This is a genomic window from Halalkalibacter suaedae (assembly GCF_017939705.1).
In the GTDB taxonomy this organism is placed as follows: domain Bacteria; phylum Bacillota; class Bacilli; order Bacillales; family Bacillaceae_D; genus Halalkalibacter; species Halalkalibacter suaedae.
The window spans coordinates 44077-59916 of sequence record NZ_JAGKSQ010000008.1 but is presented as its reverse complement, the minus strand read 5'-3'; the positions used below and the strand labels follow the sequence as shown (position 1 = coordinate 59916).

General features: G+C 36.4%; 14 protein-coding genes. All 14 read right to left on the bottom strand.

The window, feature by feature from the left end; translation table 11 throughout:
* Nucleotides 1-72: 72 nt before the first annotated feature.
* Nucleotides 73-1179: a glycoside hydrolase family 88/105 protein gene (locus J7W16_RS17215; protein ID WP_210598719.1), complete on the bottom strand. Its 1107-nt coding sequence runs from the start codon at nucleotides 1177-1179 to the stop codon at nucleotides 73-75.
* 40 nt (nucleotides 1180-1219) lie between these two features.
* Nucleotides 1220-1537 (bottom strand): cupin domain-containing protein, encoded by a 318-nt coding sequence (locus J7W16_RS17210; RefSeq protein ID WP_210598718.1) that lies wholly within the window; start codon nucleotides 1535-1537, stop codon nucleotides 1220-1222.
* Between the two features lie 17 nt (nucleotides 1538-1554).
* Nucleotides 1555-2754 (bottom strand): MFS transporter, encoded by a 1200-nt coding sequence (locus tag J7W16_RS17205; protein WP_210598717.1) that lies wholly within the window; start codon nucleotides 2752-2754, stop codon nucleotides 1555-1557.
* A gap of 39 nt (nucleotides 2755-2793) precedes the next feature.
* Nucleotides 2794-3903 carry a prenyltransferase/squalene oxidase repeat-containing protein gene (locus J7W16_RS17200; protein WP_210598716.1) on the bottom strand — a complete coding sequence of 370 codons (1110 nt, stop codon included), beginning with the start codon at nucleotides 3901-3903 and terminating at the stop codon, nucleotides 2794-2796.
* Nucleotides 3904-3931: 28 nt separating this feature from the next.
* Complete coding sequence (locus J7W16_RS17195; RefSeq protein ID WP_210598715.1) at nucleotides 3932-4807, bottom strand: carbohydrate ABC transporter permease; 876 nt, start codon at nucleotides 4805-4807, stop codon at nucleotides 3932-3934.
* 33 nt (nucleotides 4808-4840) lie between these two features.
* Entirely contained in the window at nucleotides 4841-5803 is a 963-nt protein-coding gene (locus J7W16_RS17190) for an ABC transporter permease (RefSeq protein ID WP_210598714.1), read from the bottom strand.
* A gap of 323 nt (nucleotides 5804-6126) precedes the next feature.
* The gene (locus J7W16_RS17185; RefSeq protein ID WP_210598713.1) at nucleotides 6127-7680 is read right to left on the bottom strand and encodes an extracellular solute-binding protein; all 1554 of its coding nucleotides are present in this window, start codon (nucleotides 7678-7680) and stop codon (nucleotides 6127-6129) included.
* Between the two features lie 314 nt (nucleotides 7681-7994).
* Nucleotides 7995-10286, bottom strand: coding sequence for a helix-turn-helix domain-containing protein (locus J7W16_RS17180; protein ID WP_210598712.1), 2292 nt, complete (start codon nucleotides 10284-10286; stop codon nucleotides 7995-7997).
* 199 nt (nucleotides 10287-10485) lie between these two features.
* On the bottom strand, nucleotides 10486-11310 hold the full coding sequence (locus tag J7W16_RS17175; RefSeq protein ID WP_210598711.1) for a sugar phosphate isomerase/epimerase family protein: 825 nt from the start codon (nucleotides 11308-11310) through the stop codon (nucleotides 10486-10488).
* A gap of 11 nt (nucleotides 11311-11321) precedes the next feature.
* A complete protein-coding gene (gene uxaC, locus J7W16_RS17170; RefSeq protein ID WP_210598710.1) occupies nucleotides 11322-12722 on the bottom strand; it encodes a glucuronate isomerase in 1401 nt (466 codons plus the stop codon).
* Between the two features lie 102 nt (nucleotides 12723-12824).
* On the bottom strand, nucleotides 12825-13655 hold the full coding sequence (gene kduI / locus J7W16_RS17165) for a 5-dehydro-4-deoxy-D-glucuronate isomerase (protein ID WP_210598709.1): 831 nt from the start codon (nucleotides 13653-13655) through the stop codon (nucleotides 12825-12827).
* Between the two features lie 29 nt (nucleotides 13656-13684).
* Nucleotides 13685-14443: a 2-dehydro-3-deoxy-D-gluconate 5-dehydrogenase KduD gene (kduD, locus tag J7W16_RS17160; protein ID WP_210598708.1), complete on the bottom strand. Its 759-nt coding sequence runs from the start codon at nucleotides 14441-14443 to the stop codon at nucleotides 13685-13687.
* A gap of 119 nt (nucleotides 14444-14562) precedes the next feature.
* The gene (locus tag J7W16_RS17155; protein WP_210598707.1) at nucleotides 14563-15324 is read right to left on the bottom strand and encodes a DeoR/GlpR family DNA-binding transcription regulator; all 762 of its coding nucleotides are present in this window, start codon (nucleotides 15322-15324) and stop codon (nucleotides 14563-14565) included.
* A 142-nt stretch (nucleotides 15325-15466) separates the two neighbouring features.
* Nucleotides 15467-15838 carry a sensory rhodopsin transducer gene (locus tag J7W16_RS17150; RefSeq protein WP_210598706.1) on the bottom strand — a complete coding sequence of 124 codons (372 nt, stop codon included), beginning with the start codon at nucleotides 15836-15838 and terminating at the stop codon, nucleotides 15467-15469.
* Between the last annotated feature and the right edge of the window lie 2 nt (nucleotides 15839-15840).

Below are 15840 nucleotides of genomic sequence, written 5' to 3'. Positions count from 1 at the left end.
CAGTAACTTCAGCTCTATAGCTTTATATTACAAGTATATATGTTTATCCAGGTTTTGAAAACGCTTTACTAACTATTTATTACATTTTTGAAGTTGTACACTGGCTAAAATAAAAGCCCCAACTCCGTGTAGATCATTTTCACTAGTTTCACGATTGACATAATAATCATATATGCCAATTGACGTCCCAATACAAATTCCAGTCAAATTAACATGACCATCTTCATCTAATTTTATAGCGTGTTTAATTACACCTTGATAGCCCTTATTGGCATGCTCAAGATACCTTTTATCAATATAGCCTTCATTAACTGCCTTAGCAATCGTATAAATAAACAAACATGAACACGAGCTCTCCAACCAATTATCCTCTTCATAGCCTTTATCAATAACTTGATACCATAGCCCTGTTTCATCATCTTGATAACGAACGATATTCTCTACTAATTGTTGCAACACACTTGTTAACTCTGCCTTTTTGCTATGAGTATCTGAAAGCATACTAATAATATCTACAAGTGCCAATCCGTACCAACCTAATGATCGTCCCCATATTTCTGGAGCTGTATTCGTTTCCGGCACACTCCAAGGCGTTTGACCTCTTTCATCCCAGCCATGAAAGTATAAGCCTGTTCGTGCATCCTTTGTGTTCTTTCTCATTAATTCTTCTTGATGCAACACAAGGTCTATTAATTCAGGTTCATTAAATTGTTGACCGAATTGTAGCGTGAACGGTCCAGCCATATATAGCCCATCAAGCCACATTTGATAAGGATACTTATCTTTATGCCAAAACCCACCTTCACTTGTCTTGTTAATCGTATTTAGTATGTTTCGGAGCTTAGTTGCCGCTATTTTGTATCGTTCTTCTCCTGTCAATTCATATAAAGGTAACAATAATAAACCCGGCTGTATTGCATCTAATTGATCACGTTCAAAATAAAAATTTCCGTTTTCATCGATGAGCTTATCTACATATTCTTTAAAATAATCAAAGTAGACTTTGTCTTTTGTTTCTTGCCAAAGACTATAAATGCCGCATAAGAACACACCTTGATGATAATGCCATCTATTTTCAGGCGGTAAAAGGATCGGCTCAAATTGAGTCATTAAGCTTTCACTTGCTCTTTCTGCCCATTCTAATGCAGTTATCCCATTGGTGCTGAATTGATTCTTCATAAAATCTCTCCTCTAATTTCAGAATTCTATTCATATCGATTTAGTTATTTAGCAAGTCCTCTCTTAAAGGGGTAAATATATCTAACAAAGATCCCGCTCTGATTGCTACGACGCCATGAACAGCTCCACCTTGAATATTGAGGGACTCACCTTTTTTTAATATGATTTCTTTTCCATCAACCTTAAATTGAAATTCACCAGCCAAGCAATACGTATACTGCTCATGTGGATGACTATGTTCAGCCCCTATTCCCCCTTGCTCAAACTGCACTTCCATCATCATTAATTGTTTTCCTGGTTGATGAATCAGTCGCTTCACACCATTATCAACTACTTCCCACTCTCCAATTAGCCCCATAACTATGGCCTCCTTTTTTATTTTTCTTTAATAAGTACAGGAATGTATAATTGAATTCCCATCACGAAAACAAGAATCCAAGGAATTGTATCAAGATTAATGCTTGTTGAGAAAATCATAAATATAAAAATCCCCATCGCTCTTCCGAAATTAATGATCGCTTCACGTAAAACAACTGACTCGACACGGAAGTTATCCTTCAAAGGAATTAGATCAAGCCAAGAATAGTAATAGACTGCATATGTTGTAGCCTGAAGCGGTCTGAAAATTGATTGAACAGTCATAAACAACACAACTGACCATATCGCAATTTCCCACAAGAGGAACGTAGCTGCACATACCATTCCAAATGCGGCAATGAACAGATAGAACTTAGTTGAATCAAGCTTGGCAACCCTCGCTAATAAATAACTAGCGATAATTGATAGACTAAGAAAGAACACATTCATATAACCAATGAAGCTTTCATTGGGTAGAATCGTAAATAGTAAAATCGAAGGTACATACATTAATATTCCTTGTGGAAACCCGATGATAAACCAACCGATAAGGGACGTTCCAAAGTGCCTCTTCTTCTTGATCATTAATGAGAGATACTTCATGTAGTACTCTTTATGATGCTTGAGTTCCATATTCAAGCGAAAGCTGCCAATAGTAGCAAAAAAGAAAAGGATAAACGCCATAATAAAGACAATGATATACCCAGTTAGTCCCGAGTTCAGACTAATAACAATACCTGCAACTGCAGGCCCAACTAAATTTGCTAATCCCATTAGTATTTGATTCCATCCCAAGTACCGATGACGGTTCGTATTACTTGAGACCTCATGTGCTAATGTGAAATAACTTAGCCAGTATGCAGCTTGTGCAACTCCAATGAGTAATGCAAACCAGACGAAATAGTGAATCATCTGTTCTTGCATAATGATAATACATAAATAAAAACAGGCTGTTAAAAAAATTCCATAACGATAAATAATCAAGTGACCTTTTCGCTTAGTGATTCTCCCAATTAAGATTGAGGACAGTCCCTGAGCTAAAATTGCAATTAGGTTATACAACCCATTGATATATAAGCTCTCTGTTAAACGCCATAAATAGAGATTAATAAAAAGGGAAGATAGTGAATTTCCAAGTTGGAAAATAAAATGGTTAACAAGAGTAGTAACAGCCTGATCTGACAGGCTTTTCTTTTGCTGTCTATTTAGTAGTTTCATGTTCTAAGACACTTCTCTCTACCCTAATTAGTAAAGGGTTTAAAAATAAGAAAAAAATTCACTCGAACCCTTGATTGGTTCAGCCTTCATTCCAGCCAATCGATAACATTGCAACCTGATCAATGTTGCCTGAGTACTGGCATTCATATCCCCTTCATATAATCCCTTCCCTAAACAAACAGCCTCTGGCATATTCGGATAATAGTCGCCTTTTTTCACTTGAGCAACATTAGGAGCTTGCGGCGAGTGATTCATTTCTCTTGAAAACCCACCATCATCCCGTTTGAGCTTTCTAATATTATCCGAAGTAATTTCTATAATTTCCGCAAGGTCGCTAGCTGAGATGTCGATTTTCATATATGCAAGCAGATCCACAGGATTCCTAATGTAGCACATATCAACAGCCTTTTCTGTTCGAAGACATCTCAAAATGCTTTGATAGATTTTATCAGCGTTTGGTATCGGAATTTGATATCTGTTATAAAATGTATACAGTTTAAACGTTCCAGAAATTCGAACATATAAACTCCCCCCACCCCATAAGCCTGTTTCTTGATCTTGAATTGAGCTTAAGTAGTTGATTGCCGCATCCAAAAATGGTGGTTGTTTATCATCTGGTAGTTCACTAATATACACACATGAAGTTGCGATCAGATCACAGCCTCTCCAACTATTGCGTAGATCGATGCTCTTCCATTTTTCCAAATAAGTCTCTGGTGTCTTGACATAGTCGGGTGCACTTTTTGCTGCAAGTGGAAGTAGAAATAATGGTTTGTCACCAAGTAGTTTTAGAGAGTTAGCCGAGTAGTGTATAGCCCGATGCACCATCACTTCATCTTGTGCCATCAAGGGATTTTCATCATAGAAATAGCCACTTGCTTCAACTTGTTTCTTTTGAAAGAAGCGAATCATCTGTTGTTTCATTGCCTTAGGTATTTTCTCAATTAGTTGATTTCGTGAAAGGATATTCAATCCTTGTGCAGTCGATTCAATATCAGGGGAAAAACGATGATCATTAATTGAGCTTCTAGCATAATAAAAGCCACCTGTTGATTCATCGTATTGTCCTGCCAACCAATGCATAAGACCAGAGAATGGTTGATCCATTTTTTCAAGAATGGTTTGAAAGCTCTTTTCATGAAACCCCATCTTTTCACCACTTTCAGCTTGTAGATTATTAACCTTTTATCGACCCAATTAATGCCCCTTTAGCAAAATACTTTTGCAGGAAAGGATATACGAGAAGAATGGGTAGCGTTGCCACAACGATAACTGCCATCTTAACGGTAATTTCTGGGGGTGGTACACTAGTAAACTCAGCCCCGTCATAATTTAAACCACTTGCAAGAACAACTATCTGTCTTAACAATACTTGGACAGGCCACTTAGAAGAATCACTTAAATATAAGATTGCATGCATATATGTGTTCCAATATGTCACAGCATAAAACAATGAAATCGTTGCGATAGCCGGCATCGAGCATGGAATAACGATACGAAATAGAATCCCGAAATCACTACACCCATCAATTTTCGCTGACTCTTCTAATCCTTGTGGCAAGTTTTGAAAGAAACTCTTTAGAATGATCATATTAAATGCGTTAATGGCAACTGGAATGACAAGAGCAGCTAACGAATTTAATAATCCAGTTTGTTGGACAACTAGAAATGTCGGGATCATTCCGCCGTTGAACAACATCGTAAAGACGATAAAGAACATAATAAACCTTCTACCAACTAAATCCTTTCGAGATAGTCCGTATGCTGTTAACGTCGACAAAAACATACTGAAGAGCGTACCACCAACTGTGACAGCAATTGAAATTAACATTGCTTTCACGATCGTATCAGTCGAAAAAATATACTTATATGCATCCAAACTCCAAACAGTCGGGATTAAAACAAATGATTTTTGAGCTAGCTCTGCACTTGTTGTAAATGATGACGCGACAACATGGATAAATGGTAAAACACAAAGTAGGGCAATGATCGTTAGTATTGTAATGTTTGTAATGTTGAATAAACGACCGCCAAAAGACTTATCCCCAACCATAATCATTCCTCCTAAATCTATTAAAGTGACAAATTAATAAATTCCTTCTTCTCCTGCTTTTTTTGCTAGCCAATTCGCACAGATCACTAAAATCAATCCAACAATTCCTTTGAAAAACCCAACAGCTGTACTGTAGCTGAACTGTCCTTGCTTCAAACCTGCTGTATAGACATACGTATCAAAAATTTCTCCTACTTCACGGTTGGATGCGTTTAAAAGTAAATAGACATGTTCAAATCCAAGCTCTAACACATCTCCAATTTTCAGAATAAGCAAAACTACAATTACACTGCGGATCGTCGGTAAGGTGATATGCCAGGCTTGACGTAACCGATTGGCACCATCCATTTTTGCAGCTTCATATAGCTGAGGGTCTACTGCTGCAATCGCGGCTAGAAAGATAATCGTTCCCCATCCAGCTTCTCTCCACATCACTTGGAGAATATACATCGGTCTAAATGTGTCAGGATTCATTAAAAAGTTGATTTTCTCAAAACCCATTGCTTCTAATAATGAGTTAATAATCCCACCATCTAGAGTCAGCATGACAAAGCTGATAGAAACGATAACGACCCATGACATAAAATGCGGAATATAAATTAACATCTGGACACTTCTCTTGAATGCTACATTTCTAACTTCGTTTAACATTAACGCGATAATAATTGGGACTGGAAAAAACACAATGATTTGCAAGGCAAATAGCACGAGCGTATTTCTAAAAATCATCCAAAAGTCAGGACTTGTAAACAATCTCTCGAAATGCTTCAAACCTACCCATTCACTACCTGAGATTCCTAGATACGGTTTATATTCCTGAAAAGCAATAATTAGGCCATACATAGGAATGTATTTGTATATGAAAAAATACAAAATTCCTGGTGCAATCATTAGATAAATCCACTTATTCTTTTTAATTTTTTTAATTAGTTCTGTCCGTTTATTATGATGTGGTAATTGCGGATTGGCTCTTTCTAAGGCAATGTTATTCTCCATTGTTAGTTTCCTTTCTTTTGAAGTGACATGTCACAATCAACTTGTAAGCGTTTTCTAATTTAGATACTATTCTTTAGTTTTAATTACAGCCATAATCATTTCCTCATAAGAGTCAATAAATCTAGCCATTTCCTAAGAAGTCATCTAAAACTAAGCTTATGATTACTATCTACAATTGTCGTTAAATAGATAGTGTAGATACGTATGACCATTTATCCATTCAACAATTAAAGGAATCGATGTTAGAGTCGATTAATTATCATTTCGGGGTGCCACAAAAAGGTTACAAATAGTCTTTAGCAACACCCCGATTCTTTTCTCTTTTACTGGTCTTTGTAAGACGCATTGTATTCTTCGATAATGGCATCTCCGCCCTGAGACTTCCAATCTTCAACTACTTTTTCAAATCCTGCTTTGTCTGTCTGTCCAAGGATGTAGCGTACTGTTGCATCATCAATCATTTGCTTTAGACGATCTCCATCTCGGATGAATGTATCTGAATCCAACGTTACTGTCGGGTTATGAATCAAGTAATCATTGTTTTCCAGAATTAACGTATCTGCTTTCTTTCTTACTTCATAATCAGTGTAAATCTCATATCTTCCGTTCGTCGCTGGCTCACCAACCTCAAGTGTTGTATATGGTCTGACTTCTCGATCGATTTTTTGTTGATCATCAGTCAGTGGTGATGCTTTTCCGTCAACAACCTCATAATGCTCGCCTTCAATTCCCCAGTACATAATATTAGCAATTTCCGGTGTCATAAGTTGATCATAAAAACCTAGAATGTTAAGCAGTTTCTCCTCTGAATCAACTGAGGATTTAGGGAACATTACAATTTCGCTAAATCCAGGTATTGCCCAGATAGCAAATTCCCCATTTGGTCCTGTAACATGATTATGAACATCAAATTCAACATCTGGATTTTGTGCAAGTGCTTCGTTGTTTAATTTCGTAACATCTTCCATCGAACCAACATACGTTCCAGCTGTTCCATTCGTTAATAAAGCGACCTGATCCTCTTTACTTGTCACAGGGAAATCTTGATTTATATACCCATTTGAATGCATTTCTCGATAGAAATCTAATGTCTCCATAAATTCAGGGAACATAAATTCTGGAAGCAGCTCGCCATCCTTTTCTCCCCACTCATGAGGAGTGCCAAACCATGAGGCAACTGTTTTGAAACCACCGTAGACTAAATCACTCCGATCAGCTAAACCAATCGTGTCATCACGACCCGTTCCATTTGGATCATCTTCTGTGAAGGCTCTAACCATTTCCATATAATCCTCAGTCGTTTCTGGTGCTGCAAGTCCAAGTTTATCTGCCCAATCTTTTCGATAGATAACACCTTGGCGAGAGAGTGGTCTGCCTTGATACACTCCATAAATCTTGCCATCGACCGAACCGTTATTTAATATATCCTTATTTAATTTACTTAAATTTTCAAATTGATCAAGATATGGTCCGATCTCCCAAAATTGGTCACTACGGATCGCATCTTTAAATTGATTTAACTGGCCAAAGCCGACACGTACCGCCTCTGGGAAAGAACCTGTAGCAAACGCAGTATTCAATCTCTCTTCATAGTTACTATCTGGGACCCATTGAATATCTAGTGTGTAGCCAGTTTTCTCTTCCATTAATTCTTCAATTTTCTTATCAGGCGTTTCTGCTGTGTGAAGATTTGTCATGATTGAAAAGGCAATTGGTTCAATTGTTTGGTTTTCTTCAACAGATTCCGAATCGACTCCGTCAACAGCTGTTGTTTCCTTCTCTCCTGTCGAAGCCTCTTCATTACCACATGCACTAAGTAAAACGAAGGTTAATCCGATCCCACCTAGATAACTAACTAGTTTCTTTGTCTTCATCATTACTAATCCCCCACATTCTTAGTTAATTTTTTTTACGGTTAAAAAAAGAAGAAGTATTTTAACGAACAACTTTTATGTTTGTAAGCCCTTACAAAAATTCACCTCCGTTATTCGACCTACTAACAACGCTGTTACTTTTGTTGAACGTTAAGATGATCATATTCAACGTTTCGTAATCGGTATATAATCAAAAGCTCATTTTGTACGTTTTAAGCTGTTTATTTCAAGGAATCTAACATAATGATTATCTAGTTTAAGCGTAATCCCTTACATAAAAATGGTATCCAAATGTTTTTCTGGATACCATTAGGATCTTAAGAAATGTCTTTATATTTTTCACGGTATTGACCCGGAGTTAATTCCTCTTGTTTCTTAAATGACCGAATAAAGTTTTGAGAATTTTTGTATTGTAGACGATCAGCAATTTCTTTTATAGTCATATTTGTCTCAGTCAACCACATTTTGGCCATATTAAAGCGATACATTGCCAAGTATTCACTGAATGTATAACTAGTTTCTTGTTTAAAAACGCTACTCAAATAATTAGCATTATAATGAAGTTTACTAGCACATTCTTCTAACGTAATTTCCGTATCATAATTCTTTTGAATAAGATCAATCATCTTCTCTGAGAGGTTTTGAAATTGTGATTCCTTTCGATCGTTGAATACGCTGATAAGCGGTAAAATCAATCGCTTCTTAAACCAATCTTCTACTTCGTTTTTCGTCTGAAGCTTAAGTAATTCTTCATATAGAGATGCATGAAAGACGTCTATCTGTTGGAAACTCACACTACTTTCTTGCTTAACGATAAGTAAGTTATTCAACAAACGCATCATCGAAATTTGGTATTCTCTTGGTGATTGTGTATTTTTAAATGCTTTTTTCATCCAGATCGATAACTGTTCCATCGCTTTTTCCTTATCAGCTAGTTTAATTGCAACAAGCAAATCATCTTCTGTTCGACTAGGATAATCAAATATGACAGAATGCTTTCCGGAGTTGAAATTGCTAAAATGTATAATGACCCCATTGCCTAGTTTCATTCGGTGTTTTAATGCTTCAACTCCTTCTTTATAACCCCGTTTTGCTTCTTTTATTTCAGAAAAGGGCATACTTACACCAATACTCACAGAAAGAGCGAGTGCTTCTTTTATCTTGCTTTGAATCTTTTCGGTGGCCTCGTACACGATATTATCAACATTATCCGTTTCGGTACATCCGATAAGTAGAACCAATGTTTGGTCAATCCAAACGACTGGTAATCTCTTTTCAATTTCAATAAGGTCTTCTACTATATTCTTAATTGCAAAACTCATTTTCTCGTAATCACTTGCCTCATAGGTTTCTGCCTGATCTACATGTAATGTACAAACAATCATCTCATCCCACATGTCAACAAATCTTATAAGTTCAAAATACGTTAATTTGTTAATAATTTCATCGGTTTTGTAACTACCTGTAAACAATCTATTAATAAAAAGAGATTTTAATTGTTGAGTATGTTCTAATAATTCGCTCTCTAAATTGGCATTAGAAGAAAACAAATCATTTATATGTGTTTCAATAATTTCTAGTTCATTTTTCTCCTGACTTTTTTTATCCGGCCAGTTCGTCTCAATATAAGCTACAAGCTTATTTACAGGTGAATACAATCTACGACTAATTACATAGATATAGAGAACACATGTTAGAATAATAAAAGTAATCATTAAAAAAATGAACCAACCTATTTTCTTACTTTCTTCTGTAAGTAAGTCAAACGAGTTAAAGGAAATATAATACCAATCATTAAAATCTGATTTCTGATAAGTAACAGTATATGACTGGCCATTCGATTTCACATCAAATTGACCTGACTGATGAATAAAGGCTTCAGTAGAATCAATATAAGGTGTCTCAACTAATGATGTCCCAATTAGTGACGGGTCGCGATGAACAATGATTTGAAAATTTTCGTCCGTAATCATAACATCATCCGAAAGCTCATCAACATTTATCATTTCTGCTACACTACATGCTGCTATATTAGTAAATGATAATCCGTATTTGGAACTTAGCCTTGGTGGGAGTTTTTTCACTAAACTTAATGTGTAATCACAATTACGTCCTGAAATGGGAACAGTAAAATCTTCATTATCCAATAGTAACCAGGTCGTATTATGTGCCAAATCTAGAAAAGATAAGTAAATATCCTTATCAGGGTGTGCATGCAATCTCTTTATACCAGAATTATCTACAACCCAGTCTTCTTTAAAGTTTAATAGAATCATCTCGTCAACCTTCGTGTCGTAGGATTGAATATTACTAAGCTCTTGTCTTAATTCACGATAGATAGAAAAATCCTCTCCAACCAAAGGTCTTCTGATAACAGAATCAATTAATGGTGAATCTAATGTATCACTTACACTATGATGCACAGTCACAAGAACTTGCTCAACATTAGACTGTATTTGTCTAATAATTTGTACCTTTTCATAATTCACTTTTTCCTGAATTTGTTTGGATGATTGAAAATAAGAAAAGACGCCAACAATGATGACAGGAATAATGCTAGCTATGCTTGCAAAGATTATCATTTTTGTTAGTAAACTTCGATTCTTCAACTGTACACCTCCTCAAAGCTGTAATCATATACAGAAATATGTAAGCACTTACATATTTCTGTATATGATTAACTTACATTTTTTTCCTCTCGTCGAATTTATTATAACATATTCATTTTCAACTCGGCTTAATCATTTATGAATGAAAAAAAGTCTGTCGCCTGCTACTACTTGCTAGGACAACAGACTGACCATCAATTTATGAAATACTGGCTCTGAGCTTCTCAATGAATTCTCTTGTATCCGGCATATCTTCTGGCTTCGTTTCTTCAATAATTATGTCGCATTCGGGTTTGTAATGGTTTAATAATGTTAGGTATAACTCATAGTTCATCCTACCTTTTCCTGGTGTAACCGTTTGAATGTTCCCCTTTTCATCCAACATCCTGTCTTTAGCATGACAGGCCACAATTCGGTCACCCAATAGATCAAACGCTTCCTTAATCACCTCATCTTGGCGATGAAAATTTTCTGTTGTCAACAAATTACCGGGATCTAATACAACGCCAAAATGTGATGATGGGAGTTCATCCAACATTTGTCGTAATTCTTTTGCAGTGCCAATTAGGTGTCCATTTGCTGGTTCTAAACCAATTGTTACCCCCCACTTCTCCGCTTCATTCACTAACTCTGAAAGGGAAGATTTTAACCTCAACCAATCTTGCTCATGACCATCCCCATTTGGTACACCAACTTCCACAGCTACCATCGGAGTCCCAAAGATTGGTGCATAACGAAGTAATTCCTTAAATCTTGCAAGATTTTCATTTCTTTGATGATCATCTTGTTCAAAAAGATGCAGATAACAAGCAAGCACTGAGATTGAGATATTGTTCTTTTGAAACTCTTTTGCAATATTTCTTACTAATCCTGGTGTTAACTTGCCTGGCTTTGTGAAATCATAATCACCAAGTGCTTTCCAAATCGCAAGTTGTATATGATTGAATCCATAAGATCCAATTTCCTCTGCTAATTGTTGATATGGCTTTTGCCCAAATAAATGAGCTAATACACCTACAGTCATGAAAATACCTCCTAGATCTTGAAATAATGTTTCGCATTATTGTAACTAATGTCTTCGATCATACTTCCTAATAGTTTAAAATCCCTTGGTGCTTCCCCCTTCTCAACCCAACTACCGACCAAATCACATAAAATCCTTCTGAAATACTCATGCCTTGGATAGGAAAGAAAGCTTCTTGAATCTGTTAACATACCAATGAAACTACTTAAAAAACCTAGGTTCGCTAGATCTGTCATCTGTCTGATCATCCCGTCCTTTTGATCATTAAACCACCAACCAGACCCAAACTGAATCTTGCCATTTACTTCACTCGATTGAAAATTACCAATTGCGGAACCGATTACATAGTTATGAACTGGGTTTAAATGATAGAGAATCGTTTTCGGCAATTCATTTGTCTTATCAAGTTCATTTAAGAACCGATTGAGCGGTCTAGCAAGTTCTAGATCATGGATCGAGTCAAACCCTGTATCTGGTCCAAGCTCGGCAAACATTCGGTCATTATTATTACGTATTGCTCCGATATGCAGCTGCATTGCCCAACCTAAAGAGGCATACAATCTACCTAAAAATAGGTGAAGATGGGTTTTGTATTTCATTTCTTCCTTTTTTGAAATCACTTCACCATTTCTTGCTTTTTTGAAAATCAGTGAGGCTTCTTCTTTTGAGCATTGTTCAAAAGGGACTTCCTCAATTCCATGATCAGATATTTTACATCCAGCTCGATCAAAGAAACGAGCTCGATTTTCAAGTGCTGCTAGGAGTTCTTGATAATTAGCTATCTCCTCTCCAACAATCTGACCTAGTTCGTTAATATATTGATTAAATACAGGTCGTGAAATATCAATGGCCTTATCTGGTCTAAAAGCTGGCACTACTGTCGTTTGAAACGATTCGTTTTCTTTTATTTTGAGATGACTGTCTAATAGATCGATAGGATCATCGGTTGTACAAATTACATCAACATTGCTTTTCTCAATAAGAATTTGGGTTTTAAATGAATCTGTTGCTAATAAGTGATTACAATGATGCCAAATTTCCTCACTTGTTTCCTCATTAAGAAGAAGATCAATATCAAAATACCGTTTAAGTTCGAGATGTGTCCAATGATATAACGGATTGCCGATTGTACGAGGGACAACTTTAGCCCACTGTTTGAACTTTTCATAATCTGAGGCTTCACCAGTTATTAATGCTTCATCAATCCCCATTGTTCGCATTGCTCGCCATTTGTAATGGTCACCATGGAGCCAAATTTCTGCTAGATTTTTAAATTGACGATTTTCAGCAATATCTTCAGGACTTAAGTGACAATGATAATCATAAATCTTCATATTCTTCGCATAATCATGATAGAGAATTTTCGCTGCATCATTATTAAGCATAAAATCCTCATGAATAAATGGTTTCATTTCAATCCTCCTCATTAACAACGTTGTTATTACTCTTCAAAAAAAGGCTAACTTTTAGATATTAGTAATGATATCTATTAAGTCAGCCCCTCTGCTAGAACATTACTTAAGATCTTCCATTTTCACGAAGTCCATGTCCTTAAATGTATAATTTTCGCCTGCCATTGCCCATATAAATGTATAGTTCTTTGTGCCAACACCTGAATGAATGGACCATGGTGGCGAGATAATCGCGTCCTCATTTTTGACAACTAGATGTCTTGTTTCTCCTGGCTCACCCATAAAATGAAACACACGTGATTCCTCATCCATATCAAAATACAAATACACTTCCATTCGGCGATCATGAACATGGGCAGGCATTGTATTCCACATATTATTAGGTTCTAGTAAAGTCATCCCCATCATCAACTGACAGCTTTGAAGCCCTTCGTCATGGATATATTTGTAAATTGTTCGGTTATTAGACTCACTGTCTGAGCCAAGCTTTGTTGGTTGAGCTTCAGCAATAGGTAACTTTTTCGTTGGGTATTCCTTATGTGCAGGTGACGAAACAAGATAAAAACGGGCGGGATTTGCTTGATCATCACTTTCAAATAGGACTTCCTTTTTCCCTAACCCGACATACAAACAATCACGTTTGTTTAGTTCAAATGCTTCACCATCAACAACGACCTTACCCTTTGGTCCAATATTGACAATTCCAATTTCTCTTCTTTCTAAAAAGAAATCGGTTCTAAGTGCATCTCCTGCATCTAGTCGAAGTGCACTGCTTGTCGGAATCGCTCCGCCTACAATAACACGGTCATGATGAGAGTAGACCATATTAATTGCACCATTTTCAAATAATGACTCGATTAAGAATTCGTTTCTCAACTTCTCAGTTGTATATTTCTTTGTATCTTCTGGATTTGCAGCATATCTTATATCCATGTTAAAAATCCCCTTCCATTTCGTCTAATTTAAGAACTCATCCATCCACCATCTACACATAAAATATGACCATTAACATAGGAAGAAGCATCTGAAGCTAAAAAGACAACAGGTCCTTTAAGATCCTCCGGCTTCCCCCATTCGCCTTTCGGTATACGAGATGTAATATAGGCATTCCTTTCTTCATTCGCACGTAATGCTTCCGTATTATCTGTTTCCATATAACCAGGTGCGATAGCGTTTACATTAATTCCTTTACTAACCCATTCATTTGCTAATGATTTCGTAAGCCCCGCTACAGCATGCTTGCTCGCAGTATATGCTGGAACTCTTAAACCACCTTGAAAGGATAGCATTGAGGCTATATTAATAATCTTACCAGAGCCTCTTTCTAGCATATGTTGACCAACCTCACGACATAATTGAAAAACTGAGTTCAAATTAACATTAATGACCGCATTCCAATCCTCATCTGAAAAACTTTCAGCCTCTGAACGTTTGATAATACCAGCATTATTTACTAGAATATCAATCTTACCAGCCTGATTAATTGCTTCAATGACAAGCTGCTTAGCTGCCATAGCCTCAGATAAATCGGCCTTAATCTCATAAAATGTTCGACCAAGTGCTTCTACTTGTTCTCTAGTCTCGGTCATATTACTAATACCAGCACCAATGACATCTGCACCAGCCTCGGCTAGTCCAACAGCCATTCCTTGACCAAGACCTCTACTTGCTCCTGTTACTAGAGCTACTTTACCAGTCAATGAAAACGATGGTTGTACCATTATCTTCCCTCCCTCAATTATTATAATTCCTACTTTTGTTTGTTTATGTTCGTTATGGTTCGATTATAACACTACTGGGAAAGAGTAGCAATCATGACTTCCCATTTTTCTTACTTTTTTTAATTACTGATGACTAAGGGAATGGAAAGATTCTCTAGCTTAGCTTTAATGGCTTGATCTAACTGATCATCGGTTATGATTTCATCAAGATCATCTAATGTGGCAAATTGGATCAAACCCACTTTTTCAAATTTAGTTGATTCAGCTAGCAAGGTTACATGGTTTGCACAATCAATAATTTTACGCTTCCATTCAACATGGAAACTATTAAATACAGTTAATCCATGATCGATCGATACACCTGTCGTCCCAAAAAATAAGCGGTTTACACGAATACGCTTCAGTAGATCAGATGCCTGTACGCCAAATAATGAAGAAGTTGTACCAATCCTTGAACCACCGAGAACCATTAGCTGTACTTTCTCCTTGTCGATAAGTTCATTTGCTATCCTAATGTCATTGGTTATAACCGTCACTGGGAATTGACCTAACAATTTTGCAAGAGCCAATGTCGTACTACCACCGTCCATTAATATCGTTTCTTCTGGTTCGATTCGTTTCATTGCCTCTATAGCAATTTTTAACTTGTTCTCGTTATTCTTGGATTGTCTTTCATCGACTGGAAAGATTCGTACATTCTCTTCTTGCAGGATCGCACCACCATGAATTCTTTTTAATAAACCTTTATGTTCGAGAGCTTCTAAATCAAGTCTAATTGTTTTTTCTGTTACACCAATGTTTAAGCTTAACTCTGACACTTTAACCGTTTTATTCTTTTCTAATTCTTTTAATATTTTTTCGTATCTTTCGACCGAGAGCATTAAAACGCCTCCACTGTTTATTTAACCCTCTCTATTATCGAACAAATATGAACATTTGTAAACAAAAAGAGGTGTCTCAAAAGGTTTGTTATTAGCTTTTGAGACATCTCTCCATTGGCAATGTCTTAAACTGATTAAGTTTCTATTTTAGTGGATAGGCTATTGTTGACATTAGAGCTAGCTCTTTTTGAGTAGAATCTAAGCGACTGTATTGAACGATAATTGGATAGTCACTTTCAACCTCAATTGCATAAGGAACTCCTAGAGGAATTGTACGCCCTTCCTTATGCAACTCATTTGTTTTAATATGCTTAGTTCTCTTACCAGCAACTTCAACTAGTATGGATTCGATGGGATCTCGATCTTCAAAATAAATCGTGATTTCAAGCCTGGTATTTTCCTCATTACAGTTTAGTACACAGATCGCTTCATGACTTGTTAATTGACCAGCACTTGTTGGTGGAATATAACCATCAGGAATGTACCAGCAATGTTCACCTTTTCTTGTATTCATAA